Origin of the sequence: Methylobacterium mesophilicum SR1.6/6 (assembly GCF_000364445.2) — a bacterium.
Lineage (GTDB): Bacteria > Pseudomonadota > Alphaproteobacteria > Rhizobiales > Beijerinckiaceae > Methylobacterium > Methylobacterium mesophilicum_A.
On the sequence record NZ_CP043538.1, the window covers coordinates 3,604,583 to 3,629,594 of the forward strand.

A 25,012-nucleotide genomic window follows, 5' to 3' on the forward strand; every position below is an offset into this window, starting at 1 on the left:
GGCGTGGATAACCCGTTCGTCCGGAAGATGGAGCAGCATGTCCGGCTCGCGCCCGAGGACCGCGCGCTGCTCGACGGCCTCGCGCGCCAGCATGTCCGCCACGTCGCCGCCCGTCAGGACATCGAGGGGCAGCAGAGCGACCCGTACCACACGCACCTGATCCTCGACGGCTGGGCCTGCCGGTACAAGCAGTTCCCGGACGGGCGGCGGGCGATCGTCGCGCTGCTCCTGCCCGGCGACCTGTGCGATCCCTTCGTGTTCCGCCGCGCGCGGATGGATCACGCCATCGGGGCACTCACCCCGGTCACCGTCGCGCGCATCACGCCGGACCAGATCGGCGACGCGATCCGCGGCCGGCCGGCGGTCGAGGAATGCCTGTGGCGGGAGATGCTCGCCACCCTGGCGATCCACCGGGAGTGGATCGCCAGCGTCGGCCGGCGCTCGGCGATCGAGCGGCTCGCCCACCTGTTCTGCGAGCTGCACCTGCGGCTCGCCCGGGTCGGGCTGGCGGACGGGACCTCGCTGCCGATGCCGGTGACCCAGCCGGATCTCGCCGACGCCCTCGGCCAGACGAGCGTGCACATCAACCGCACCCTCAAGGAGCTGCGCACCAGCGGCCTCGTCGCCCTGCGCAGCCGGCGCCTGACCATCCGCGACCTCGACGGGCTGATGGAGCGCGGACTGTTCGATCCGGCCTACCTGCAGCTCTCCTGAGGGCGGCGGGCGATACGCCGCGGCATGGCCGCCCCGTGAGTCGCCTGGCGAACCTTGCCTCGGGCGTGAATCGGCCGATCTGAGCCGGATCTTCCTTCCCGTCCGGGCCGCCTGACAGACGATGCACATCCACCTCGACGCGCTCGGAGGCGTCGCCGGCGACATGTTCGCCGCCGCGCTGCTGGACGCCTTTCCCGAGCACCGGGAGGGCGTGCGCGCGAGCGTCCGGGCGGTCGATGCGCGCATCGCCTGTGCGGTGCAGGATCACAACGACGGCATCCTGCGCGGCTCACGTTTCGCCGTCTCGAGCCCCGAAGCCGACCGCGGACCGCACCGGCACGACCACCCGCGTCCCGCGCGGGATCACCACGGGCACCACGACCATGCCCACGATCACGTCCACGATCACAACCACGTCCATGCCCACCACCATCCCCACCACCACGATCACGGCGGTGAGCCCGGTCATCAGCATCGTCATGAGCACGGCCACCGGCCCTGGGCGGAGATCCGCGCCCTGCTGGCGGCGGCGGATCTCGCGCCTGCCGTCCGGGCGCACGCGCTCGGCATCTTCGGCCACTTGGCCGCCGCCGAGGCGCGGGTCCACGGCATCGCCGTGGCGGCGGTGGCGTTCCACGAGGTCGGCGCCTTCGACTCGATCGCCGACATCGTGGCCGCCGCCCACCTGATCGCCGTGCTGGAGGCGCGGAGCTGGAGCGTCTCGGCCCTGCCCCTCGGCTCCGGCCGGGTTCGGACCCAGCACGGCCCCCTCCCCGTCCCGGCGCCCGCGACGGCGCTGCTGCTCGAAGGGTTCGCGACCCTCGATGACGGCATCCCCGGCGAACGCGTCACCCCCACCGGCGCGGCGATCCTGCGCCATCTCTGCGGCGACGATCCCGGTCGGGGACGCCCCCGGGGGATCCTGGGGCGCACCGGCATCGGCTTCGGCACGAAGGTCCTGCCGGGCCTGAGCAACTGCCTGCGCGCCCTGGTGGTGGAGGACGGTGGCTCCACCGGTCCGGGCCGGCGGGACCTTGCGGTGATCGCCTTCGAGATCGACGACCAGTCGGGCGAGGACCTCGCCATGGGGCTCGACCGGCTGCGGTCGGAGCCCGGCGTGCTCGACGTCGTGCAGGCGCCGGTCCTCGGCAAGAAGGGCCGGATGATGGCCCGCGTCCAGGCCCTCGTACGGCCGGAGAGCCTGGAGGCGGCGATCGCGGCCTGCTTCCGGGAGACCACCACGATCGGCCTGCGTTACCACCACGTGGAGGGCGCGGTGCTCGACCGCGCGGCCCGCAGGGTCGAGCACGACGGCCGGTCCGTTCGCGTGAAGGTCGTGGCGCGGCCGGGCGGGCGCACCGCCAAGGCCGAGGCCGACGACGCCCGCGACCATCCGGGCCACGCGGCCCGGGCCGCCCTGCGCCGCGAGGCCGAGCAGCGCGCGCTGGAACAGGAGCAGGAGGAGCGGTGACGCGCCAGCATCTCGAAACCGTCCTATCGGGGCTTGGGCCCGTCTCGGTCGCGGTGAGCGGCGGGGTCGACAGCCTGACGCTCGCCACCTTCGCCCACCGGCTGGCGCCGGGCGCGGCCCTGATGGTCCACGCGGTCTCGCCGGCCGTGCCGGAGGAGGCGACCGCGCGCGTCCGCGCCGAGGGCGCCCGCGAGGGCTGGGACCTGCGGGTCATCGAGGCCGGCGAGTTCGCCGATCCGGCCTACCGGGCGAACCCGGTCAACCGCTGCTTCTTCTGCAAGACCAACCTGTACGGTGCGGTCCGGCAGGTCACCGACCGCCAGATCCTGTCGGGCGCCAACCGCGACGACCTCGGCGAGTACCGCCCCGGCCTCGACGCCGCCCGGGAGCATGGCGTGCGCCACCCCTACGTGGAGGCGGGCTTCGACAAGGCGGCCGTGCGGGCGCTCGCCCGCGACCTGGGCCTCGGGACGGTGGCGGAGCTGCCGGCGGCACCCTGCCTGTCCAGCCGGGTCGAGACCGGCATCCCGATCGAGCCGGAGACCCTGGGCTTCATCCACGCCGTCGAGCGGCTGGTCGGCGGGGTGCTGGATGCGGACAGCGGCGCCAAGCGCGCGGTCCGGTGCCGGGTGCGCGCCGAGGGCGTGGTGGTGGAACTCGATCCGGCGAGCCTCGCGGCACTGGCTGCGGAGGATCGCGAAAAGCTCGGGGCGGGCATCCGGGACATCGCGCCGGCGCGTCTCGCCGGCCTCGTCCGGTTCGCCCCCTACCGGGTCGGCAGCGCCTTCCTGGTACCGCAGGGAGAGGCCCGGTCGTGAGCGTCGCGGACGAATTCACCCTCGATTTCGCCCGGTCCGAACGGATCGGCCTGGAGGAGGCGATCTTCTGCGCCGGCAAGAGTCCCGAGCAGATCGACGCGATCCTGGAGGCCGCCCAGGCGCGCGGCGCCTCGCTCCTCCTCACCCGCCTCGACCCGGAGAAGCGCGACCGGTTGCGGGACGCGGCGCGGCTCGACTACTGCCCGGTCTCGCGCACGGCGGTGTTCGGCGAGGCGCCGCATGTCGCGGGCCCGGCCCGCGTCGCCGTGGTGGCGGCCGGCACCTCGGACGTCCCCGTCGCCCGCGAGGCCCTGCGGGTGCTGGCCTATGCCGGCCGGGCCGCCTCGCTCTTCGCCGATGTCGGCGTCGCCGGCCTGTGGCGGCTGACGTCGCGGATCGAGGAGATCCGCGCGCATCCGGTGGTGATCGTCGCCGCCGGGATGGATGCGGCCCTGCCCAGCGTCGTCGGCGGCCTCGTGGCGGGCGCGGTGATCGCCGTCCCGACCTCCGTGGGCTACGGGGTCGCCGCGGGCGGGCGCGCCGCCCTCGACGCCGTGCTCGCGAGCTGCGCGCCGGGCATCACGGTGGTCAACATCGACAACGGCTACGGCGCCGCCTGCGCCGCCCTGCGCCTGCTCCACGCGGCAGGACGCCTCGCCGCGGGGACCGAACGATGAGCCGACGCGAAGCATTACCCCGCCCGATGCGCGAAGCTGGAGACTGCACTGGTGTTCGAGCATCCGCCTCGTCATCCCGGGGCCGCAACGCGGAGCCCGGGATCCAGACACGCGCGTTCATTCATGGTTTGCGCCGTCGGCGGCTCTGGGTTGCCCGCCTCCGGCGTGCCCCTTCGGAGCCGGGCTCGCCTGTGGCGTCCCGGAACCACGCATGGGCCTTCGGTGGCGCAGCGACCTGCCGGATGATCACTTTGACTCACAGATCCTCGAACGGAGACAGCCGATGGAACGCCGCAGCTTCCTCCAGGGCGCCGTGCTCGGCGCAGGTCTTTCGGGCGCGAGCCTCGCTGGCGCCGGCAGCGCAGGTGCGGCCGTGAACGCCCCCGCCCTTCCCGGCAACCGCCCGCAGGATCCGGCGGACCTGCCCTTCGTCACCGATCCCGGCGAGCGCCGGGGCGAGATGCTCTACCGGACCTTCGGCAAGACGTCGGAAAAGATCTCGGCGATCGGGATGGGCGGGTTCCACCTCGGCAAGAACGCCGTCACCGACGACGAGGCGACGCGGCTGATCCATGCCGGGATCGATCGCGGCATCACCTTCATGGACAATTGCTGGGACTACAACGAGGGCCGCTCCGAGCTGCGCATGGGCGTCGCCCTCGACCAGGGCGGCTACCGCGACAAGGTCTTCCTGATGTCCAAGATGGACGGGCGGACCAAGGAGGAGGCGCTCAAGCAGATCGACACGTCGCTGAAGCGCCTGCGCACCGACCGGATCGACCTCGTCCAGCACCACGAGATCCTGCGCTTCGACGACCCGGACCGGGTCTTCGCCGAGGGCGGGGCCATGGAGGGGTTTCTCGAAGCGAAGAAGCAGGGCAAGCTGCGCTACATCGGCTTCACCGGCCACAAGGACCCGCGCATCCACCTGCAGATGCTGGAGGTGGCGGCCGAGCGCGGCTTCCACTTCGACGCGGTGCAGATGCCCGTCAACGTGATGGACGCGCAGTTCCGCTCGTTCAGCCACCTCGTCCTGCCGTATCTCGTGCAGAACGGCATCGCGCCGCTCGCCATGAAGACCTTCGGCGACGGGGTGATCCTGAAGTCGGACGCGCCGATCAAGCCGCTCGAGTACCTGCACTTCTCGTTGAACCTGCCGGTCTCGGTGGTGATCACCGGCATCCAGAACCAGCGCGACCTCGACCAGGCCTTCGAGGCGGTGAAGACCTTCACGCCGATGGACAAGGCGACGGTGGCCGAGCTGCTGTCGCGGGCCAAGCCCTACGCGCTGGAGGGCAAGTACGAGCTGTTCAAGACGAGCGCCACCTTCGACGGCACCGCCAAGAACGCGGCGTGGCTCGGCGACGACGTGCAGGGGGTGAAGAAGCTCGCGCCGACGATGGAGTAGGAGCGGGCTGGCGCGTCCGATGTTCCCCTCCCCCTGTGGGGAGGGATCAGGGGTGGGGGTGGTGCGGAAGGCACCGCAGCGCTCGACCCTGGACCACCCCCACCTCCAACTCCTCCCCGCAAGGGTGAGGAGAGAAGCCCCCCTCACGCGACGTCCTCCAGCCGGATCGGCAGGCTCCGGATCCGGCGGTCGGTGGCGTGGTACACGGCGTTGGCGATGGCGGCGTTCACCCCGATGATCCCGAGCTCGCCCAGGCCCTTCAGGCCCAGCGCATCCACCTGATCGTCGGGATCGGGCACCAGCAGCGCCTCCACCTCGGGGGCGTCGGCGGCCGTGGGGACGAGGTACTCGGCGAGGTCCGGGTTGCGGTAGGCGGCGCCGTCGACCACCGTCTCCTCGAGCAACGCCGAGCCGAGGCCCCAGATCATCCCGCCCGCGAGCTGGCTCTTCGCGGTCAGCGGGTTGAGGATCCGCCCCGCCGCGAAGGCGCCGGTGAGCCGGGCCACCCGGATCTCCCCGGTCTCGGCGTGGACGTGGACCTCCGCGAACTGCGCGCCGAAGCCCCAGGACACGGCCTTCCCGCCCCCGCCGAGGGTGAGCCCGATATGGCCTTGCCGCAGGCCCGCGAGCGCCTTCTCCCGGTCGCCGCCCGCCGGCACGAAATCCGCGATCGTCTCGACGCCCTCGGGGCCGACGGCGTCCGCCAGCGCGATCCCGGTCCCGTCCGGCGCCGCGAGCCGGCCGCCCGCGAGGCGCAAGGAGCCCGGATCCCGGCCGGCGAGGCGCCCGCCCTGCCCGGTCGCGGCCTGCGCCAGGGTCTCGCGGATCTGCCGACAGCCGAGCGCCAGGGCGTTCATCAGGCTGGTGGTGGTGCTCGACCCGCCCGAGATGCCGGCCGCCGGCAGGTCCGTGTCGCCGAGCCGGACCGTCACCCGCTCGACCGGCACGCCGAGCCCGTCCGCCGCGCCCATCGCGAGCAGCGTCGTGATGCCGTTGCCGATCTCGTGGTGCGCGCAGGCCACCTCCGCCGACCCGTCCGGGCCGAGCCGGACCCGCATGGTCGCGGCGGCGATCTTGGCGGGCCGCACCGAGGTCGCGCAGCCCAGCCCCACCCGCCAGGGGCCGTCGCGCATCGCGCCCGGCCGCGGCACCCGGCGCGACCAGCCGAAGGCCCGCGCGCCCGCCTCGAAGCAGGCCATCAGCGGCCGGGACGAGAACGGCTTTCCCGAGACCGGATCCATCGCCGTGTCGTTGCGCCGGCGCAGGGCGATCGGGTCCATGTTCAGCGCGACCGCCATTTCGTCGACGGCGCTCTCCAGGGCGAACAGGAACGGCACCTCCGGGGGCGCCCGCATCGGGCCGGGCGTGTTGCGGTCGACCCGCACGGCCCGCTCCTCGGTGCGGAGGTTCGGGCAGGCGTAGAGGCTCGCGGTCACCTCCGCGCCCTCCATGACGAAGGGGTCGAAGCGCGACGTCACGGTGTCGGCCTCGTGGACCAGGGCGGTGAACCGGCCCGTCCGGTCGGCGCCGAGCCGGATGCGGTGGCGCGATTCCGGCCGGTAATTGGCGATGGTGAAGCAGTGCCGCCGGCTCGGCACCAGGGAGACCGGCCGGCCGAGGCGCCGGGCCGCCAGGGCGACGAGCGCCGTGTGCTGCGACAGGGCGAATTTCGAGCCGAAATGGCCGCCGATCAGGCCCGCCACGACCCGCACCTGCGCGGGATCGAGGCCGAGCTGCGCCGCGAGCCCGTGCTGGACGGCGCCGACGTAGCGGGTCGGCTCGTGCACGGTGAGCCGGTCGCCGTCCCAGGCGGCCCGGGTGGTGAACAGCTCGATCGGATTGTGGTGCTGGACCGGCGTCTCGTAGCGCGCTTCGACCCGCACGGCGGCGTCCGCCAAGCCCGCCTCGGCATCGCCCCGGGCGATGTCCTCGTGGTGCGGCTTGAGCTCCGCGAGGCGCACGGTCTCGGCGCCGGGCGCGTCGAAACCGCCGGCGGCGGGCTCCGCGGCATAGGAGACCTTGACCGCCCCTGCCGCCGCCTCGGCGGCCTCCTGGGTCTCGGCGACGACCAGCGCCACGATCTGGCCGGCATAGGCGACCGCGTCGGAATCCAGCGGCCGGTGCGAGCTGTTGGCAAAGCCGCCGGCCATCAGGTGCTTCACCGGCGCCACCGCGCCCGCGAAGTCCCGGTGGGTGAAGATGCCGAGCACGCCCGGCACCCGCCCGGCAGCCTCGAGGTCGAATCCGGTGATCCGGCCCCGGGCGATCGTGCTGGTCACCAGGGCGGCGTGGGCCGTGCCGGTCTCCGGCCCGGTGAGGTCGGAGCTGTAGAGGGCCCGGCCGGTGACCTTGTCGGGCCCCTCGACCCGGGTGTGAGGGCGGCCGAGATGGCCGTCGGTTTCCCCTGCGCGCGCGTCCATGCCGCCCTCCTGAATCAGCCGCCGCTTGGGCCGCATCACGGGAAAGGAAGCCCCGAGGGGACCGTTCGGCTCCCCGGACGGGCCGCCGGGCGACAGGATGCAGCAGAGCCGATCCGACTTGGCCGTCACCGCGAGCGCGGCGAACCGACCTGGGGCAGCGCGCGGCGGGTGAGCGTGGCGCTACTGGATTGCTTCGCTCCGCTCGCAAGGACGCAGCGGGCTGCGGCCGCCTTCGCTGCCGCAGCCCGTGACCTCAGTTCAGGACCTTCCCGTCCGGTCCGACCTTGACCTCCTGCTCCTTGTCGGCGCCGGCGACCTTGATCTCGTACTGGACCGCGGAGCCGTCCTTCTCGACCTCGGCCTCGTAGGCCTTGCCGCCGCCGGCCTTCTGCTCGGCGATGGCGAGCGCGTCCTTCAGCGAGGTCTTGGCGTTCTGGAAGTCCGAGGCCTTCAGCCGGGTGAAGTAGCGCTCGATCGGCTGGTTCTCGGTCTTGTAGAGGGCGCCCGTGTCGGCGTTGATGCCGTACTCGACGAGCTTGCCGCTCGGGTAGACGACCTTGATCGCGTAGTGGGCCGGATCCTTGCTGCCGGCCTTCTCGAAATCGGCGTCGATGGCGCGGCCGCCCTTCTCGTCGCCCTGCGACTCGGCGGTGGTGAGCGCCTGCGCGAGGCTGACCTTGGCGACCTTGGCGACCTGCCACTCCTTCATGTTGCTGTCGGCCTTGGAGGCCGGCTCGGCGGGGGTCGCGGTGGGGGTCTGGGCCAGGGCGAGGCCGGTGGAGAGGGCGAGCAGGCCTGCTGCGGCGGTGAGGCGGGTGATCATGGCGGGGTGTCCCTTTGCGGGTTCATTCACGGGAGCGTGAAACGTCGGGTCCGGAAATCCGGTTGCCCGCGCCCGGGAAAAAATTCTGCCGCCGTCGCCGAGGGGAGGAGCGGGCCGTCGGGCCGGATCGGCCGCCCGGCGAGACGGACGGCCGGCACCCCTGTATGACACGCGCACGATCCGGCGTGCCCCTGGGCGACGGCGGATTCCCCCCTCGGATGGAGCAGGCCATGACCGCGAACGAGCCCGAGCCGCTGGACGAGTTCACCCGCCTGCACGCCAAGCTGTCCGCCCTGGAGATCGTGCTCGGCGTCCTGATCGGGCGGCTGTCTGAGGAGAACCCGGAGATCCGCGAGGACGTGAAGCGCGACGTCGCGGCGATCCTGTCCGACATGCCGATCGACGGTCCGAGCGAGGAGATGATCGCCGATGAGGTCCGCCGGGCCGCCGAAGTCCTGACCAGCGTGTCGATCGGCTGAGGCCGCTGAGCGCGGCGGCCTCCGGAGCGCCCCGTCGACGCGGATCGTCTCGCCGTTCAGCATCGGGTTCTCGCCGGTGTGCAGGACGAGGCCGGCGTCTTCAGCCGGACGGCCGAGGCGCGGCGGGACGGCACGGTCCGGCTCAGCGTGTCCTCCAAGTCCTGCGGCAGGCCCGCCATCCCCGGCATCCCGGAGATGCCCGGCGCGATGGTGACGGCGCGGATGCCGTACCGGGCGTGTTCCCGGGCGATCGGCAGGGTCATGGCGGCCCCGCCGCCCCTCGCGCCGCGTAGGCCCCCTGCCCGATCTGCCCGTCGAAGGCCGCGATCGAGGCGGTGCTGATAATCATTCCCCGGCTCGTCCCACGCGCCCGGCGCCTCCCGGGCGATGTCGGCCAGCACCATCCAGGCCCCTGCCGCCATCGGGCCCCAGGGCCGTCGCCTGGCCCAGCCCATGCCTGCTCCGGTGACGTTGAGGACGCGTTCGCTGACCATCCTGGCTCCTCTTCGGTTCCAGGCGGGCAAGGCGGTCCCGGGACGTGGCGTGGGATAGCGAGGCCTGAAAGAGCGTCCGTCACCCTCTGGGACGGGCCAAGTCGCGGGCTTGGCCGTTGACGTGTGATTTTTTCCCACATAAAGATCGTGACGCGGACCATTGTATTGAGTCGTGTCTCCATGTGTTTCTGAAGGTTCGTTTCACTTCTGCAGAGTGATCGGCAGGGAATGATCGGTCGAGGGCCGATCATTCGAACGGCCTGCATCGAAATCATGTCTCACGCGCCCGGATCAGGTCGTCCGGGCGCGCCGATCTCCCTCGTCCGCGGAGGACAGCCATGCGCGCGCCCTGGATCGAGACGGTCGTCCGGCACTGGCGGCACGGGCGGATCGTCCGGCGTCGTGCGGGTGAACGGCATCCCGGCATCGTCGCCGCGCTCCGCGCCGCGACGCCCGACAGCGTGCTGCTGGCGGGCAACTCGCATGCGGAGTTCATCGGAAGCCCGGATCTCGGCGGCCGGCCCTGCATCAACCTCGCCGTCGGCGGCAGCACCGCCGCCGACTGCGCCCGCCACCTCGCGGATCTGCGGCTTCCGGTCCGCTGCGCGGCCGCGATCCTGATCATCGGCACCAACGACCTCCAACGCTGGCGGCACCCGGAGCGTCTCCGCACCCGCGACCGGTTCGAGGTCGAGGCCCGACGCATCCTGCGGATCCTGGACCGGTGGTCGGCGCAGGTCTTCGTCGCCGCGGTCCCACCGATCGGCACCGAGGCGACCGGCCGGGATCCCGCTGCCGTCGCGGCCTTCTCGGCGCGCCTCGCCGGACTCTGCGTCGCGGAAGGCCACGCGTTCGTCGATCCCTTCGCGCGATGGCGGGCCGGCACCGGAGGACTGGCCGGTGCGGGGCTCCACCGGGACGGCGTGCATCTCGCCGACTACGCGCCCCTGGCGGAGGCGGTCGCCCGGCTGGTGGCGCTCGGCCCCGAACCGCCTGCCGGGCGGCCATGGTGTCCGGCCGCTCCGATCCCGGTCGCGCCGGCGGCGGCTTCGGCGATGGCCCCTGCGATAGCTACTGCGGCGACCCTACGGGTCCTGCGCGCCGCCTGGATCGGTCGCCTGTGAGGATCCGTGAAGTCCTGGCGGCGGTCGTTCGACCGCATCCGGGCCAGCGAGGCGGCACCGGGCGGCCCCTCCCCGTCCGCATCTGGCCCGACGATGCGGCGCTCTGGCTCGACGAGAACGGCGTCCGGCACCGCCGCGCGGCGCGGCACGTCCTCGCGTCGCTGGCGGCCTTGAGGCACGGCGGCCGCTACGGCGCTCGGGTGGCCGGCACGGGCAAGGTCGTGACCGGGCCGGTCAGCGTCCTGACCCTGCGGGACCCGCAGGACGAGTGCGGGTTCGTCTTCTGCCTCACGCCGTGCGGTCATGGGGAGGAGCACTTCTGAGCCCACGAGGGATCGCGGGGGCGCGCCGCAAAACCGGGGACCACGTGCAGCACCACCTGCGCTGGGATGTGCGCTCACGGCGGGCTCGTGCACAGCAGGGTCGGCGCGCAGACCGTCCGGAAGCCGGCACGGGCGTAGAGCGCCTCGATGGCGCCGCCGGCCGGGCATTGCAGGAAGACCTGCACGGCCCCTCGCGCCCGCGCCTCGCGCAGGGCCGCGGTGGTCACGGCGGCGCCGAGCCCGCGGCGCTGCCGGTCAAACCGGGTGCTGACGTTGTAGAGCCCGGCCGTGTCGCCGCGCAGGTAGAGACTCGCGCAGGCCGCCGGGCCGGCGGCGTCGCGCAGGACGAGGTGGAGCGGCGCCACGCCGGGCCGGACCCGGGCCGCCCGGAGCGCCGGCAGGTAGGTGCGGCGCAGGTGTGTCCGCACGGCGGGATCGTCCGACAGGTTGGCGAAGACGCCCTCGAAAACCGGCCCCGGCGCGGGGGTCGCCTGCACGGCAACCGGGTCGTCCCCAGCGGACCGGGCCGGCAGCGACCGCGCCACCATCCAGCTCGCCGGGTAATGCACGGCGGGCTCGAACAGCCCGCGCAGGAGCGCGACCTCCTCGGCATCCCGGGCCAGGAAGGCCGGCGCCCGGGCGCGCCCCAGGGCCGCCGCCCCCGCCCAGGCGAACTGGTCGGGCCGGCTGACCCCGTAGGCGAAATTCAGGGTCGGGTCCGGGATGCCGCGCGACCAGACGTAGCCGGCGCCGCCGGGTCCGTGCTCGACGCCGTCGATCAGGGAGCCGGTGAGCGACGCCACGTGGGCCTCGCGCAGGGCGTCGAAGGTGAGATCGAGCGCCCGCATGGTCAGGCGGCGGTCGAGTTGGGCTCGGCTGACGACAACGCGGCGATCCGGGCGTGCAGGTGGGGCGACAGCACGATGTCGAGGTGATCGGTCTCCGGCACGGTCTCGACCGACAGGAGCCGGCTCGTGAGCGGCGCCCAGTCGATCACCGGCAGGCCGCGCCCCCGGGAATCCGCGGCCACGAAGCTGCGGATCGGCACCGCGCCTTCCTCCAGTCGGAGGGCGCGGAACTGGACGGCGTGGTCGACCAGCGTCCAGAGCATCCGCTCCCGGCTGCCGACCTCTGGACCGTCGGCCGGCAGGGGCTGCGGCTCGGCGGCGAGGAAGCGCAGGAACTGCACCTCCGCCTCCGGATCCATGCGGGCGCGCAGGGCCTCCCACTGGGCCGCCATCGGCGAGCGGTCGAGCCAGGCCGCCAGCATCGCCCCGTGCGCCGCCCGCTCGTCGGCCGCGATCGGCCGGCCGGCGCCGGGGGCGAAGGTGGGCTCCAGCCCGCAGGCGTCGAGCATGCCGACCCAGTCCAGGGGAAAGCCGGGGCCGAGGCGCCGGGCGGTCTCGTAGGCGAGCACCCCGCCCCAGGACCAGCCCAGGAAGATGCAGGACCCGGCCCGCCCGCGCATCAGCGCGCGCACCTGCGCGGCGTATGCGGCGGCGAGGTCGGCGACCGGCGGCAGGGGCCGCACCGCCTCCACCAGCGAGGCGCAGAGGAAGCCGTGCGCTTCCTGCTCCGGGCCGAGGCGGGCCACCAGTGGCTCGTATTCCCGGGTGCTGACGAGCAGTCCCGGGAACAGCACGAGGAGCGGCCGGCCGCTTCCCGGGCGTCCGGCGCTGAGCCGGACCGTCGGGGCCACGCCCTCTTCGGCGGAGGCGGCGCCCGCCTCGACCCGGGCCGCCAGCTCCCCGATGGTCGGATCGCGCAGGAGATCCGCCACCCCGATCCCGCCTCGGGGGGCGATCAGGCGCAGCCGCGCCACCAGTCGCAGGGCCGAGAGGGAATCGCCGCCGAGTTCGAAGAAGCGCCGATCGGCGACCCGGACCGGGAAGCCCAGGACCTCGGACCAGATCCCCGCGAGTCGCCGCTCCGTGGCGGTGCCCGGCGGTCGCCCGCGGCGGTCGTCGGCGGCCGGATCCGGCAGGGCGTTGCGGTCGAGCTTGCCGTTGGTGGTCACCGGCATCCGGTCCAGGAGAGTCAGGCTCGCCGGCACCATGGGCTCCGGCAGGGTGCGGGCGAGGCCGGCGCGCAGACGCCCGGCCTCCGGGCGGCGCCCGCGCACCGGGACGACGTAGCCCGCGAGGTAGGCGCCGGCCGGGCCGTCCCGGCGCAGGACCACGGCCTCCGCGACCCCCGGCAGGGACCGCAGGGCGGCCTCGACCTCGCCGATCTCGATCCGGTGGCCGCGGATCTTGACCTGATCGTCGGCCCGTCCCGCGAAGGCGAGGCTGCCGTCGGGCCGCCGTCGCACCCGGTCCCCGGTCCGGTACATCCGTCCGCCACCCGCGGCGAACGGGTCGGGCAGGAAGCGCTCGGCGGTGAGCGCCGGGCGCTGCCAGTAGCCGCGGGCGAGGCCGCCGCCGATGTAGAGCTCGCCGGTCTCACCGTCCGCGACGGGCACGAGGTCGGGACCGAGCACGTAGGCCGCCCGCGTCCCCACCGGGCCGCCGATCGGCGCGTAGGGCTCATCGAAGGCCGCGTCCGACGGCACCTTCCAGATGAGGGGCGAGATCACGCACTCGGTCGGGCCGTAGCCGTTGATCAGCAGCCGGGGCTTCAGGGCGCGGCCGAGCCGCGCGAAGGTCTCCCGAGGCATGCCCTCCCCGCCGAAGGAGTAGACCTGGACCGTGGGCGCCGCGCCCAGGCGCTCGGCCCACTCGGCGAGCTGGCCGATGAAGCTCGTCGGGAAGCCCGCATGGGTCACCCGGTGGCGGCGGATCTGCGCCAGGGTCTCGGCGGCAGTCCACAGCTCCGGGCCGCGCAGCACGATGCAGCCGCCGGCCACCAGCGGCGTCATCCAGCGTTCGTGCGCACCGTCGAAGGCGAAGGACAGAACGTGCAGTTCGCGCGACTCCACGTTCATCTCGTACGCCTCGGCCGTGCTGCGGCAGTGCATGGCGAGCGGCCCGTGCTCGACGACGACACCCTTGGGCGCCCCCGTCGAGCCCGACGTGTAGATCAGGTAGGCGGGATCCCCCGGGTTCGGGCGGTGCGGGCGCGGCGGAGACCGGGCCGTCCTCGAGGGCCGCGCGGTCGAGCCGGGTGATCGCCGGAGGCAGCTCCAGGCGACCGGCGATCTCGGGCGTCGTGAGGCAGTGAACGATCCCGGCATCCGCCAGCATCCCGTGCACCCGGGCGGGCGGATACGCGGGATCGAGGGGCAGGAAAGCCGCGCCGGCCCGCAGCACCCCGAGCAGGGCCACGATCATCTCCGGCCCCCGCTCCAGCGCCACCGCCACGCGGTCCCCACGCCCGATGCCCCGTGCCGCGAGCCCGTCCGCCAGGGCGGCGGCCCGGGCGTCGAGATCGCCTCGGGTGAGCGTCGCGCCTTCGAACAGCACCGCCGGCCGGCCAGGCTCCGCCGCGGCGAGGCGTGCGAGACGGGCCGGCACGGTCTCGCGGTCGGCGTCGTGTGGTGGCCCTGCCGGAGAGCTTGACGCGCGGGCGTTCGCCGCATCCGCGATCCAGGCCCGGGCCTCAGCGATCGTGCAGGGGCCGTGCACCCGGTTCCAGCCGGCGGGCAGCGCGCGTCCGTCGGGCCAGAAGGCGCCGTGCCCGGCCTGATCGAAGGTCACCACGACGGTGCCATCCATCCAATCCGCGGCCGATCCCGCGTCCCCGTCCTCGCCGGCCTGCCTGTCCATCCGCTCGCTCCTGCGCCGCTCGGGCTTCGAGGGACTGACGGTTGAGCCGGGACGCCGTTCACGGCGGCGCGTTCAGGCGCGCCCGAAAAGCCTGAACCGCCGCCGGGGCCAACCGTCAGGGAGGTGCCGGAGACGTGTGGAGGGCGGATGAGGGACGAGTCACGGGACGAGGCACGAGTCCGGCTCGCGGTGGCGGGCAGCCGGGAGGCGCCCCTGATCCGCGTCGCCGAACTGGGCACGCCGGACGCCGCCGTGGAGGCGATCCTGGCCCGCGCCGAGGCGCTGACCGCGCAGGACACGGGGGTTCAGCGGATCGCCGTCGCGGCCGATCCGGAGACGGCCGGGCGGCTCCTCGCCCTCGGGGCCGCCCGCCGCGTCGGCGACGGGATCGAGATCCTGCCGGGCCTGCTCTGGCAATGCGCCGCCCGATGGCTCCCCGATGCGCGGCCGCCCTTCCCCGCGCTGTACATCGCCACGGAAGGCCGCCGCCATCCGCTGCGCCCCGAGACGCCGGCCGGCACCGTCTACGCCCGCGTCATTCCCTGGCTCGAGCGCACCTTGAGCTTCCGCACCCTGACGGAGCCCGGCGACGTCGCCCTGTTCTCGGCCTGGATGAACGATCCGCGCGTCGCCGCCGTCTGGCAGGAGACCGGATCCCTCGACGCGCACGCCACCTATATCGGCAGGCTCCAGTCCGATGCCGGGACCCTGCCGCTCCTCGGATGCCTCGACGGCACGCCCTTCGGCTATTTCGAGCTCTACTGGGCGCGCGAGAGCCGCCTCGGTCCGCTCTACGAATCCGACCCCTACGACCGCGGTTGGCATGTGGCGATCGGCGATGCGGCGGTGCGCGGACGCTCGTACCTCTCGGCCTGGCTGCCGTCGCTGATGCATTACCTGTTCCTCGACGAGCCGCGCACGCAGCGCATCGTCGGGGAGCCCCGGGCGGATCACGCCCAGCAGATCCGGAATCTCCACGCCTCAGGCTTCGCCACGGTGGCGACCATCGACTTCCCGCACAAGCGCGCGGCCCTGGTCGCCCTGTCACGCGAGCACTTCGTCCGCGACCGGCTCTGGGTGCCGGGCGCGGCCGCCGCCGACGCCGCACCACGGCCGCCCGCCGTGCCGGCCTGACGCGCCAGCCTGACGCGCTCTTGCACCGCCGGGACCGCCGGTTCGGCGAAGGAGCGTGGCAGACCACGAGCTTCGACCTGTTCCCGACCACAGAGATGCGCGCGATGACGGATCACCCCGAGACCGACGACATCATCGGCATCGGCTTCGGCCCGGCCAACCTGTCCCTCGCCATCGCCCTCCAAGACGCGATCGGCGACGGACCGCCGCGGCCGTCCCTCCGGTTCATCGAGCGGCAGGAACGGTTCGGCTGGCACCGGGCGATGATGCTGCCCGGCGCCGACATGCAGATCAGCTTCGTGAAGGACCTCGTGTCCCTGCGCGATCCGACGAGCCCATTCAGCTTTCTCAATTACCTGCATGTGAAGGGGCGGCTCAGCACCTTCCTCAACCTGAAGACCTTCAACCCGTCGCGCGTGGAGTACAACGACTATCTCGCCTGGGCGGCGAACCACTTCTCGGACGTGGTTGCTTACGGCGAGATCGTCGAAGCCGTACGGCCGGAGGCGCGCGACGGGCGGCTCGCCGCCTTCGTGGTCGAGGCCCGGGACGGGGCAGGTGTGTCCCGCCTGCGCCGCTGCCGCCACCTCATCGTGGCGGCGGGCGGTGATCCGGCGATCCCCGCCCCCTTCGCCGCCCACGCGCAGGACCCCAGGCTGATCCATTCCTCCTGGTACCTGCCGGGAATCGCGCAGGCCCTCGGGGCGCCGCGCCTCGACGGGCCGGAACCCCGCATCCTGGTGGTGGGTGCGGGTCAGAGCGCCGTGGAGATCGCCACCGACCTGGGCGAGCGCTATCCGCGCGCGCTCATCGACCTCGCGATCCGCGGGCCGGCCTTGAAGCCCGCCGATGACAGCCCCTTCGTCAACGAGATCTTCGATCCGGCTGCCGTTGACCGCATCCACGACGCGCCGGAGCCGGTGCGGGCGGAGCTGATCGCCGCACACCGGTCCACCAATTACGCGGTGGTCGACGCGGACCTGATCCAGGATCTCTACGCCACCCTCTACGAGCAGGCGGTGAGCGGCGTGACCCGCTACCGGCTGCGGCGCAGCACCCGGGTGGTGGCGCTGGATCCGGGATCGGGCGCCCTGTGCGCGACCCTGCGCGACGACGTCGCCGGGGTCGAGGAGCGCCAGCCCTACGCGGCGGTGATCTGCGCCACGGGCTACCAGCGCGCCGCGGTGCCGGCGATCCTCGACCCCGTGCGCCCGTTCCTCGCCGGCGAGACCGCGGACCGGAACTATCGCCTGCCGCTCACTCTCGCCGAGCCCCGGGTGAGCCTGCACCTGCAGGGGTTCAGCGAGCCGACCCACGGGTTGACCGAGACCCTGCTGTCGATCCTGCCGGTGCGGGCCGGCGCCATTGCGCGGACGATCCTCAGGGAGGAGCGCGCCGCCCGGGCCGCGATCCGTTCCGCCGCGTCGGCTCCGTGAGGCGGCCGGCCGACCTCGACCGGGACGGGGTCGTCGCCCTGGTCCTGCGGCTCTCGGGGCCGGCGATCCTCGGGATCTCCGCTCACGCCCTACAGATGCTGGTCAACGCGTGGTTCGTGGCCGATCTCGGGGTGGCGGCCATCGCCACCATCGCCATCGCGTATCCGGTCACGCTGCTTGTGGCGGCGCTCGGCTACGGGGCCGGGATCGCGGCGGCCTCGCAGGTCGCGCGGGCGCTCGGTGCGGGCAACCGGCACCGGGCCGACGCGGCCGCCGCCCTGGGATTCTGGCTGAGTCTGCCGGCCGGGCTCGTCGTGACGGTCGCGATCCTCATCGACACGCCGTTCTGGCTCCGGCTCCTCGGCGCGGACTCCGCGCTGGCCGCCGCGGCCGCGCCCTACACGGCGCTCGCCACGGTCGGCACGGTCCTGATGCTGGTGATGATCGTCGGCGGCTTCATCGTCCGAGCTCAGGGTCATGCGCGCCTGAGCGGCGCCATCATGGTCGGCGGCTTCGGCCTGAACATCCTGCTCGACTGGGTGCTGATCCGCCTCTGCGGCCTCGGCACCGCGGGTGCGGGCTGGGCGGCGATCGGTGCGCAACTCGCGGGCGCCGGAGCGTACGGCCTGCACTATGTCCGGGCGCGGGGTCCGGACCGGATCCGGTTCCGGTGGCCCGGCCGAGGCCGGATCGAGCCCGGCCTGATCCCTGAGGCCCTTCGGCTCGCCGTACCGGCCACCGGGTCAAGCCTGCTCGCGGCCTTCGCGATGGCGCTGTTCGTCGAGGCAGCCGCCCCCTACGGCGACGCCGCGGTCGCCGCTCAGGGCATCGCCCTGCGCCTGACCCTGGTGGCGGCCCTGCCGCTGCTCGGTATGATGGCTGGCGCCCAGGCTGTGCTCGGCCACGCGGCCGGCGCCGGACGGCGGGACCGTCTGCACCGCGCCCTCGGCGTCGTGCTCGCCGCCGCCCTCGTCTACGGATTCGGCGTCGGCGGTCTGATGGCCGCGCTGGCGGGGCCGCTCGCCGGCCTGTTCGCGCAGGATCCCGGCACCGCCCGCGAGGGGGCTCGCGCGTTGGTCATCTTCGCCCTCGCCTTCGCGCCGGTCGGCCTACAGCTCGCCGCCGCGACCCTGTTCCAGGCCATCGGCGCGCCGCGCCGGGCCGCCGCGGTGTCGCTGGCCGCGCAGGGGCTGGCGCTGATCCCGCCGCTCCTGATCCTGCCGCCGCTCATGGGCTACGCGGGCGTGCTCGCCAGCCGGGTCGCGGCCGAGTTCCTGGCCGACGGGATCGGGCTGGCCCTGATGCTGGCCTGGTTTGCGGACGCGCGCCGGGCAGGCGGCGCAGCGGCGGTCGAGGGCCGCGAGACAGTGGAGGTGCCCCCGGCGCACGAGGCCGCACACCAGGGCACGTGAGACCCCGAGCCGCGCCGCGATCTCGATCTGCGGCACGCCCTCGACCCGGTGGAGCCGGAAGGCGGTGCGCACCGGCTCCGGCAACTCGGCCACCGCGGCCGCGACCTGCCGCAGGGATTCCCGAGAGGCTGCGGCCGTCTCGGGCGTTCCCGCCCCGGGATCGGCCGGGTCCGGAGCGGCGTCGAGGCCGGTGAACAGGCGCCCCTCGAAGCCCCGCCGGCGCGCCCGGTCGAGGGCGAGGTTGCGCACCATCCGGCCGACATAGGCGGCCCGATCGGCCTGCTCGGCTTGCGGTGGGTCGGCGATGAGACGCAGCATCACGTCCTGGACCACGTCCTCGGCCTGGGCCGGGCAGCCGAGGATGCGGCGCGCCCGCGTCAGGTAGGCGGCGCGATGGCGCACGAACGCAGCGAGGTTCCACGTTGCCGCGTCGACCGGCTGCCGGTCGGCGCGCCCGGTCGCCGCAAAGTCATGGCTCACGTCGCGCTTGAGGGCTGCCACTGTCACGCTCGCAGAGTTCGTGCAGAGGCAAGGGCTATCACGGGAAATCTTTGCGCAACAACCTCTATGTTCATGAATTAGAACTATTAAAACTTGCGAACGCTTCGTTTTTTTCTGCCGGATTGTCTATAGAATTCAGTCTCCGGCGATTGTGGTCACCCGCGTCGACTTGCTGTCCGGATCTCCGGCCCCCGCCCGCCCGGCGCCGGCTCGGGCGCGCCAGGGCACGGGCGGCCGTGTATGCTGGGCGCGTGCCGATTCGGAGCGGGCGACCGGTCCGGATGTCCCGCACGATGGCCTTCGCGATGTCCCTCGCGCGGGCGCGCGAGCAGGAGAACCAGCGCCGCGATGCCGTCCTTCGACACGTCCGTCCCGGTCGGAGCGTTCGCGCTGATCCTCCTGGCCTTCGCGGTGAAGCAGCTCGGCGCGGATTTCCTGCTTCAGAGCAACTGGATGGCGCAGGGCAAGGAGCGCGCCGCGGACTGGATCGCCCCGCTCTGCGCCCATACCGGCCTTCACGGACTCGGCACGCTGCTGATCGCCCTCGCGGTCAAGCCGGCCCTGTGGTGGCTCGCCGTCGTCGATTTCGCGATCCATACGGCGATCGACCGCGGCAAGGCTCTGGTTGGCCAGCGCACCCACTTCCCGGCCACGGACGCCCGCTTCTGGTGGCTGATCGGCGTCGATCAGTTCCTGCATCAGGTCACCCATATCGGCCTCGCCGTGATGCTGGCGGTCGCCTGATCGCGGCCTCACTGCAGCTCGACCTCCAGCAGCCGGTTCGTGTCCACGAGTTTGCCGGCGAGTTCCAGGATCAGGAAGCGCTGGAACGTCAGCGCGAGGTCGGGGCGCTCGGCCTCCATGCGGGCGAGGGCGGCGCGGTCGAGGCCGACCACCCGGCAGGGGCTCTCGGCCAGCGCCGTGGCGGTGCGCCGGCCGCCCTGCACCAGGGCGATCTCGCCGATCACCGTGCCCGCCGTCGTGGTGCGCAGGCGCAGGTTGGGCCGGCCGGGAAGGCTCATCTCGATCGAGACGACGCCCCGTTCGAGGAAGTAGAGGGCGTCGGCCGCCTCGCCCTGGCGCATCAGCGTCTCGCCCGCCGCGAGGTCGCGGACGGCGAGGTAGGGCGCGAAATCGGCCGGTCCGACGGCGCAGCCCAGGCGGTCGGCCACGTGCCGGGCGAAGGGCGCGACCTCGTCCGTGCCGGCTGTCCCGGTCTCCGACAGGAGGGTGTCCTCGGCCTCGCGCAGGGCCGCGTCCAGGGTGTCGAGGATCCGGATCCGCGCGTTGGCGGTGAGGCGGCTGCGCGCGACCTGCCGCAGCACCGTCGGGCCGAGATGGACGAGCAGAACGTCGAAGCCGCGCTGCTCGGCGCGCTGCCCGATCTTGCGGAACGCCACCAGGGCGGAGCTGTCGAGCCCGACGCAGTCCCGGAAGTCCAGGATGAGGACGCGCAGGTCCGCGGCCCCGGCGGTACTCTCGCCAGTACTCTCCGCCACGACCCGGCGGTGGATCGCCTGCGCGTTGAGGAAGAACAGGTAGCCCTGCAGGGCGTAGATCCGGGTCCGGGTGCCGGCCGCGCGCAGCCGCTCGGCCGTGTCGGGCGCGCGGATCACGCTGCTGCGCCGCTCCGCCCCGGTGAGCACCCGGCGCAGGGCCGGGATCTGCGCGTACTGGACCGCGAAGATCAGCATCGCCATCACGACGCCGACCAGGAAGCCCACGGTGGCGCCGAACAGCGCGGTGGCGGCGCAGACCACCAGGGCGATGGCGATCTCCCACCGCAGGAAGGCCCGGCCGGCGAGCGCCAGGTTGGTCAGGTGGCCGAGGCCCAGGGCGACCAGGGCGCCGCCCGCCAGCGGGCGCGGCAGCAGCGCGATGATGCCGGCGCCGAAGACGAGGAGGGCCGCCATCGCCGCGAGGGTGAGCCAGCGGCCCAGCCAGCGCCCGCCCCCGATGTTGTGCAGCTGCAGCGTCGAGGTCCGGTCGAAGCCCATCACGGGGCTGCCGAACAGGCTGCCGAGCAGGTTGGCGACGCCCGACGCCACGAAGACCCGGTCGACGTTGAACTCGCGCCGCAGGTCCAGCTCGACGCTGACGACGTAGAGGATCTGCACGATCACCGCGACGACCACGTAGGTCACGATCTTGGGCAGGATCGGCAGCATCAGGGCGGGATCGAAGGACGCGAGGTGGCCGATGGCCGGCACCCGGAGCAGGGAGCCCGGTGGCAGCGGGTCGATCAGCCACCCGCCGGCCTGCGCGGCGGCGGGCCCGAGGCCCTGCCAGGCCAGCCCCAGATGCACCACGAGGAGGCTCGTGAGGATCACGGCCGGGTAGGTCGTCCAGTGCGCGCGGCGCCGGGGCAGGTAGAAGGCGCAGACCCCGATGCCGAGCGTCAGGCCGACCCGCCCGAGCGCCCCGGGATCGATGGGGGCGAAAGCCGCCGGGCCGAGGTCGCCGAAGAGCGCGCCGACGAGCGCGCCGACGAGCGCACCGAGGGGATCGGCGAGCTGGGCGCCGATCTGGACGCCGCTGCGCAGGAGCAGGAGGCCGACGCCGGCGAGGAACCCCATCAGGACCGGGAACGGCAGCAGCTGTGCCAGCAGCGAGGCGCGCAGGGTCCCGAGGAGGGCGAAGACGAGGCCGGTGATCGCGGTCGAGAGCCCGCAGGTGACGAGGACGATCGGGCCGACCGAGTCGGGATCGGTCACGCCCGCCGCGCGCAGCTGCTCGGCGACGGCCGCGGCGATCGCCGCCTGGACGATGGCCGCCGCCCCGAAGAAGGACAGCGAGATCACCACGTCCCGCCGCAGCGCGAGGAAGACGAGGCTGCCGGCCATGTAGGCCGCCAGCATCGCCGACACCCCGGCGGCGCGGCACTCCGCCAGGGGGCCCGAGAAGATCAGCTGCGAGAAGCTGATGAGATCGACGACGATCATCATCGTGGCCACGGCGGCGGCCACGACGGTGCGCGACAGGCGCAGGGTCGCGGCACCTGCCACGCCCCCGGATCCCGGCCCTGCGGATGACAGATCGGCGGTGGTCATGGGGGCGGGATCCGGCTCTCTGAGCTCCGGCGCAGGCCGCAATCGCCCCCGCTGCGCTGTCGTGCGCGGTTGCGGACGGGTGCCGGATTCGTGGGGGGATTGATTAGCGCCTCCCGGTCGGTGCCGCACGCTTAAAATTCCGTGTTGGTTGATCGATTTGAGGGCACGTTTTACTGATCCTCTCCTCGGAAGATCGGAGTACGCTCGCATCCGATCAGTCCCGGATCATGCCGGCGGGATCCGGGATAGGCGCAGGATTTCAGTAACACTGTTCCGGAGGCCGCCCTGATCCGCGGCCGGCCCGTCAGGGCGCCGTGGCCGCCGACGGGGTCCGCCGTCTCCGGACACGCGTCCTCGTCCCCGCGCGCGGTTCGGCGCCGGGGGCATGGCCCAGGAAGCAACACGCGGGACGCGGGACGCCGCGGGAACCCAGGTGTCGGCCGTGTACGCGCGGGATCCGATCCCCGCGGCGCCCGCGGCAGCGGCCGGGCATCGCCCCCGATCGCTACCGTCTTTCTCGTCGCGGTGTCTTGCCGACGTCCCGGTCCTGCGCCTCGCTGCCGGCGGTCTCGGTCGAGGTGCACGCACCTCCGGAACCCGCCCTTCAGCGCCGTGGCCTTCCAGCCGTCCCCCGCCTCGTAGTGGGCGGGTCCGCAGGGAGCTTCGGGCAGGCCCAGAGGCGGGTCGGCGCGGGGGCATTTCCTCACCCCGCCGGGCCAAGGGCCGCCCGGTCTCACGCCCGCCTCCGAGACACGCCCCGTGCCGGTCCGCCGCCCGGGGCGATGGCGGCTGAGAGCCACCGACGCGGGCACCGCCCCGCCCGCGGACCCGCCCGGTCAGCCACCGGACAAGCCCCAGAACGGACGCCACAGGATCGCTCCCGAAGCGCCGCGGGCAGGTGCGGTCAGGAAGCACAAAATAGGAACATTGTCAAGGTTCGTGCCGTCGGGCGCCCGGTCGACGCGTGCTCGACCGTCATCGCGCGCGCAGCGAAGCGACCCAGGGCAGCGCGACGTCGGCCGGCGTGGCGCCGCTGGATTGCTCCGCTGCGCTCGCAAGGACGACGGTGCCGAGCATATCAGCCGTAGCCCTTGGCACATCGGCCGAGCCTGCCGTCATTCCGAGGCGCCGCAGGCGAGCCCGGACCCGAAGGGGCACGCCGGAGGCGGGCAACCCAGAGCCGCGACGGTGCAAGCTCTGCGGCTCCGGTGGTTCTGGATCCCGGGCTCCGCTGCGCGGCCCCGGGATGACGGGGGCGAGGGTTGAGCGTCGACGCGCCGCCCGGACAGGACGCGTCACGACAGCGATCGCGAGCCCATCGACACGCAGGCTCTTCCAACCCGATCGGCGTCCCGAGAGGAGCGCCCCGCCGTCAGGGACGACCGGACGGCATCCGTCAGCGCGCCTCGCTGACGCGCTTGGTCGCCCGCTGCTCCTTCTTGTAGGCGGTGATCGCCGCCGAGCAGCCGGGGGAGAGGTTCTTGAGGTTGGCCTTGAAGCAGGCCTCGACCTCCGGGCCGCCCGGCGCGTAGGCGCTGCAGTAATCCATGTAGTCGCCGGTGCAGTGCTGCTTGAGCGCTTCCCGGGCCGGGGATTGCTCCGCGAAGGCCGCGGCGGGGCCGAAGCACAGGGCGATGGCCAACAGGGCCGACTTGGTCGAAGTCATGGACATCCTTCACGCGTCCAAGCCGCGCGAGCGCATCGCGCGGCGATGGGCGGGGCGGATGGACGCCAAGGATGGCGTCACCATGACATCCGGACAATCGGGATGCAGATCAGCCATGCCCAATACTGCAGGCCGGGCCGATCCGCAGGTCAGTGCGCCCCGACGCGCCGGGTCGGCGCGAGGTCGTTGGCGATGATCTCGCCGAACGGGCCGTCGTTGCGGGCATTGCCTACGGGCCGGCCGGTGGTGGGACGCAGCGGCAGCTTCGGGAAGACCAGTTCGGCGAAGCGGTAGGCCTCCTCCAGGTGCGGGTAGCCCGAGAGGATGAAGCGGTCGATCCCGAGATCGATGTACGCCTTCATCCGGTCGGCGACCTGATCGGCCGAGCCGACCAAAGCCGTCCCGGCGCCGCCGCGCACGAGCCCGACGCCGGCCCAGAGATTGGGCGACACCACGAGCTTGTCGCGATTGCCGCCGTGCAGCGCCATCATGCGGCTCTGGCCGACGGAATCCTGCCGCTTCAGGGTCTCCTGCGCCTTGGCGATGGTGGCGTCGTCGAGCTTGGAGATCAGCTGCTCGGCCGCCTCCCAGGCGGCGCCCTCCGTCTCGCGGGCGATCACGTGCAGGCGGATGCCGTACGAGAAGGTCTTTCCGCGCGCCTCCGCGGCGCGGCGGGCCGAAGCGATCTTCTCCGCGACCTGGGCCGGGGGCTCGCCCCAGGTGAGATAGACGTCGCAATGCTCGGCCGCGACCTCCATCCCGGCGGGCGAGGAGCCGCCGAAATAGAGCGGCGGGTAGGGCTTCTGCACCGGCGGGAAGATCACCCGGCCGTTCTCGGTGCGCAGGTGCTCGCCCGCGAAGGTCACGGTCTCGCCCGAGAGCAGGCCGCGCCAGATCGTCAGGAACTCGTCGGTGACCGCGTAGCGCGCGTCGTGGGACAGGAACACGCCGTCGCCGGCGAGCTCCACCGGGTCGCCGCCGGTGACGACGTTGATCAGCAGGCGGCCGTCCGAGATCCGGTCGAGGGTCGCGGTCATGCGGGCCGCCGCGGAGGGCTCCATCAGGCCCGGCCGCACGGCCACGAGGAAGCGCAGCCGCTGGGTCAGCGGCGCCAGCGCCGAGGCGATGATCCAGGAATCCTCGCAGGAGCGCCCCGTCGGCAGCAGCACGCCGTAATAGCCGAGCTCGTCCGCCCCTTGGGCGATCTGCCGGAGGTAGGCGAGCGAGACCTCCCGGGCGCCCTCCTGCGCACCGAGGTAGCGGCCGTCGCCGTGGGTCGGCAGGAACCAGAGGACGTCGGCGCGTCCGTCAGTCGATGCGGTCATCGGAATCTCCTTCGCGGCCCGGTGGCCGGATGC

At 73.2% G+C, this 25,012-nt stretch carries 19 protein-coding genes and 3 pseudogenes; 12 read left to right on the forward strand and 10 right to left on the reverse strand.

Annotated elements, in window-relative coordinates:
- The first annotated feature begins 3 nt into the window (after positions 1-3).
- From MMSR116_RS17145 to MMSR116_RS17165, 5 genes are all read left to right on the forward strand, one after another.
- Positions 4-714, forward strand: a complete 711-nt coding sequence (locus MMSR116_RS17145) for a Crp/Fnr family transcriptional regulator (protein ID WP_039894523.1) — start codon at positions 4-6, stop codon at positions 712-714.
- 121 nt (positions 715-835) lie between these two features.
- On the forward strand, positions 836-2,185 hold the full coding sequence (locus MMSR116_RS17150) for a LarC family nickel insertion protein (RefSeq protein ID WP_010686607.1): 1,350 nt from the start codon (positions 836-838) through the stop codon (positions 2,183-2,185).
- Entirely contained in the window at positions 2,182-3,003 is an 822-nt protein-coding gene (locus MMSR116_RS17155; protein WP_010686606.1) for a hypothetical protein, read from the forward strand. Before MMSR116_RS17150 ends, MMSR116_RS17155 begins: the two co-directional genes overlap by 4 nt.
- Positions 3,000-3,680, forward strand: coding sequence for a nickel pincer cofactor biosynthesis protein LarB (gene larB, locus MMSR116_RS17160; RefSeq protein WP_010686605.1), 681 nt, complete (start codon positions 3,000-3,002; stop codon positions 3,678-3,680). Before MMSR116_RS17155 ends, larB begins: the two co-directional genes overlap by 4 nt.
- Positions 3,681-3,963: 283 nt before the next feature.
- Positions 3,964-5,088 (forward strand): aldo/keto reductase, encoded by a 1,125-nt coding sequence (locus tag MMSR116_RS17165; RefSeq protein WP_010686604.1) that lies wholly within the window; start codon positions 3,964-3,966, stop codon positions 5,086-5,088.
- Positions 5,089-5,231: 143 nt separating this feature from the next.
- Here the strand turns inward: MMSR116_RS17165 and MMSR116_RS17170 are convergent, their stop codons facing one another.
- Both MMSR116_RS17170 and MMSR116_RS17175 read right to left on the reverse strand, forming a co-directional pair.
- On the reverse strand, positions 5,232-7,508 hold the full coding sequence (locus tag MMSR116_RS17170; protein WP_039894549.1) for a xanthine dehydrogenase family protein molybdopterin-binding subunit: 2,277 nt from the start codon (positions 7,506-7,508) through the stop codon (positions 5,232-5,234).
- A 253-nt stretch (positions 7,509-7,761) separates the two neighbouring features.
- Complete coding sequence (locus tag MMSR116_RS17175; RefSeq protein WP_010686602.1) at positions 7,762-8,331, reverse strand: PepSY domain-containing protein; 570 nt, start codon at positions 8,329-8,331, stop codon at positions 7,762-7,764.
- 230 nt (positions 8,332-8,561) lie between these two features.
- Between MMSR116_RS17175 and MMSR116_RS17180 the strand changes: the two genes are divergently transcribed.
- Positions 8,562-8,810, forward strand: a complete 249-nt coding sequence (locus MMSR116_RS17180; protein WP_010686601.1) for a hypothetical protein — start codon at positions 8,562-8,564, stop codon at positions 8,808-8,810.
- Between the two features lie 21 nt (positions 8,811-8,831).
- Here the strand turns inward: MMSR116_RS17180 and MMSR116_RS17185 are convergent.
- A pseudogene (locus tag MMSR116_RS17185) lies at positions 8,832-9,177 on the reverse strand (SDR family NAD(P)-dependent oxidoreductase); the annotation flags it as partial.
- Positions 9,178-9,642: 465 nt separating this feature from the next.
- Here MMSR116_RS17185 and MMSR116_RS17190 point away from each other — a divergent pair.
- Together MMSR116_RS17190 and MMSR116_RS17195 are read left to right on the forward strand one after the other, a co-directional pair.
- Positions 9,643-10,428: an SGNH/GDSL hydrolase family protein gene (locus MMSR116_RS17190; RefSeq protein WP_010686599.1), complete on the forward strand. Its 786-nt coding sequence runs from the start codon at positions 9,643-9,645 to the stop codon at positions 10,426-10,428.
- Positions 10,425-10,751 carry a hypothetical protein gene (locus tag MMSR116_RS17195; RefSeq protein ID WP_039894521.1) on the forward strand — a complete coding sequence of 109 codons (327 nt, stop codon included), beginning with the start codon at positions 10,425-10,427 and terminating at the stop codon, positions 10,749-10,751. The genes MMSR116_RS17190 and MMSR116_RS17195 overlap by 4 nt, the downstream gene beginning before the upstream one ends.
- A 74-nt stretch (positions 10,752-10,825) precedes the next feature.
- Here the strand turns inward: MMSR116_RS17195 and MMSR116_RS17200 are convergent, their stop codons facing one another.
- From MMSR116_RS17200 to MMSR116_RS32260, 3 genes and pseudogenes are all read right to left on the reverse strand, one after another.
- Positions 10,826-11,599 carry a GNAT family N-acetyltransferase gene (locus MMSR116_RS17200; RefSeq protein WP_010686597.1) on the reverse strand — a complete coding sequence of 258 codons (774 nt, stop codon included), beginning with the start codon at positions 11,597-11,599 and terminating at the stop codon, positions 10,826-10,828.
- A gap of 2 nt (positions 11,600-11,601) precedes the next feature.
- A complete protein-coding gene (locus MMSR116_RS32255; protein WP_280178346.1) occupies positions 11,602-13,923 on the reverse strand; it encodes an AMP-binding protein in 2,322 nt (773 codons plus the stop codon).
- Positions 13,910-14,455 (reverse strand): annotated as a pseudogene (locus tag MMSR116_RS32260) (AMP-binding protein); the annotation flags it as partial. The pseudogene MMSR116_RS32260 and the gene MMSR116_RS32255, both read right to left, overlap by 14 nt.
- Before the next feature lie 147 nt (positions 14,456-14,602).
- Between MMSR116_RS32260 and MMSR116_RS17215 the strand changes: the two are divergent.
- From MMSR116_RS17215 to MMSR116_RS31935, 3 genes are read left to right on the forward strand one after another with little or no spacing between them, the layout of a single operon-like run.
- Positions 14,603-15,589 (forward strand): GNAT family N-acetyltransferase, encoded by a 987-nt coding sequence (locus tag MMSR116_RS17215; protein WP_010686595.1) that lies wholly within the window; start codon positions 14,603-14,605, stop codon positions 15,587-15,589.
- A 20-nt stretch (positions 15,590-15,609) separates the two neighbouring features.
- A complete protein-coding gene (locus MMSR116_RS17220) occupies positions 15,610-17,025 on the forward strand; it encodes a lysine N(6)-hydroxylase/L-ornithine N(5)-oxygenase family protein (RefSeq protein WP_244625477.1) in 1,416 nt (471 codons plus the stop codon).
- On the forward strand, positions 17,022-18,437 hold the full coding sequence (locus tag MMSR116_RS31935) for an MATE family efflux transporter (protein WP_039894519.1): 1,416 nt from the start codon (positions 17,022-17,024) through the stop codon (positions 18,435-18,437). The genes MMSR116_RS17220 and MMSR116_RS31935 overlap by 4 nt, the downstream gene beginning before the upstream one ends.
- A 24-nt stretch (positions 18,438-18,461) precedes the next feature.
- On the opposite strand, the pseudogene MMSR116_RS31940 reads toward MMSR116_RS31935, so the two are convergent.
- A pseudogene (locus MMSR116_RS31940) lies at positions 18,462-18,944 on the reverse strand (sigma factor); the annotation flags it as partial.
- A gap of 342 nt (positions 18,945-19,286) precedes the next feature.
- Between MMSR116_RS31940 and MMSR116_RS17235 the strand changes: the two are divergent.
- Positions 19,287-19,682, forward strand: coding sequence for a DUF3307 domain-containing protein (locus MMSR116_RS17235; protein WP_010686591.1), 396 nt, complete (start codon positions 19,287-19,289; stop codon positions 19,680-19,682).
- Positions 19,683-19,690: 8 nt separating this feature from the next.
- Here MMSR116_RS17235 and MMSR116_RS17240 read toward each other — a convergent pair whose 3' ends face one another.
- From MMSR116_RS17240 to ssuD, 3 genes are all read right to left on the reverse strand, one after another.
- Complete coding sequence (locus MMSR116_RS17240; protein WP_010686590.1) at positions 19,691-21,988, reverse strand: cyclic nucleotide-binding domain-containing protein; 2,298 nt, start codon at positions 21,986-21,988, stop codon at positions 19,691-19,693.
- Between the two features lie 1,396 nt (positions 21,989-23,384).
- On the reverse strand, positions 23,385-23,654 hold the full coding sequence (locus MMSR116_RS17245) for a hypothetical protein (RefSeq protein WP_010686587.1): 270 nt from the start codon (positions 23,652-23,654) through the stop codon (positions 23,385-23,387).
- Positions 23,655-23,803: 149 nt separating this feature from the next.
- Complete coding sequence (gene ssuD, locus MMSR116_RS17250; RefSeq protein WP_010686586.1) at positions 23,804-24,979, reverse strand: FMNH2-dependent alkanesulfonate monooxygenase; 1,176 nt, start codon at positions 24,977-24,979, stop codon at positions 23,804-23,806.
- Positions 24,980-25,012 lie beyond the last annotated feature (33 nt).

Excerpts from the sequence above, each read along its gene's own strand:
- MMSR116_RS17150 (WP_010686607.1), top strand. The coding sequence starts at position 836 with ATGCACATCCACCTCGACGCGCTCGGAGGCGTCGCCGGCGACATGTTC.
- MMSR116_RS17165 (WP_010686604.1), top strand. The coding sequence starts at position 3,964 with ATGGAACGCCGCAGCTTCCTCCAGGGCGCCGTGCTCGGCGCAGGTCTT.
- MMSR116_RS17170 (WP_039894549.1), bottom strand. The coding sequence starts at position 7,508 with ATGGACGCGCGCGCAGGGGAAACCGACGGCCATCTCGGCCGCCCTCAC.
- MMSR116_RS17175 (WP_010686602.1), bottom strand. The coding sequence starts at position 8,331 with ATGATCACCCGCCTCACCGCCGCAGCAGGCCTGCTCGCCCTCTCCACC.
- MMSR116_RS17180 (WP_010686601.1), top strand. The coding sequence starts at position 8,562 with ATGACCGCGAACGAGCCCGAGCCGCTGGACGAGTTCACCCGCCTGCAC.
- MMSR116_RS17190 (WP_010686599.1), top strand. The coding sequence starts at position 9,643 with ATGCGCGCGCCCTGGATCGAGACGGTCGTCCGGCACTGGCGGCACGGG.
- MMSR116_RS17200 (WP_010686597.1), bottom strand. The coding sequence starts at position 11,599 with ATGCGGGCGCTCGATCTCACCTTCGACGCCCTGCGCGAGGCCCACGTG.
- MMSR116_RS32255 (WP_280178346.1), bottom strand. The coding sequence starts at position 13,923 with ATGCCGGGATCGTTCACTGCCTCACGACGCCCGAGATCGCCGGTCGCC.
- MMSR116_RS17215 (WP_010686595.1), top strand. The coding sequence starts at position 14,603 with ATGAGGGACGAGTCACGGGACGAGGCACGAGTCCGGCTCGCGGTGGCG.
- MMSR116_RS17235 (WP_010686591.1), top strand. The coding sequence starts at position 19,287 with ATGCCGTCCTTCGACACGTCCGTCCCGGTCGGAGCGTTCGCGCTGATC.
- MMSR116_RS17240 (WP_010686590.1), bottom strand. The coding sequence starts at position 21,988 with ATGACCACCGCCGATCTGTCATCCGCAGGGCCGGGATCCGGGGGCGTG.
- MMSR116_RS17245 (WP_010686587.1), bottom strand. The coding sequence starts at position 23,654 with ATGACTTCGACCAAGTCGGCCCTGTTGGCCATCGCCCTGTGCTTCGGC.
- ssuD (WP_010686586.1), bottom strand. The coding sequence starts at position 24,979 with ATGACCGCATCGACTGACGGACGCGCCGACGTCCTCTGGTTCCTGCCG.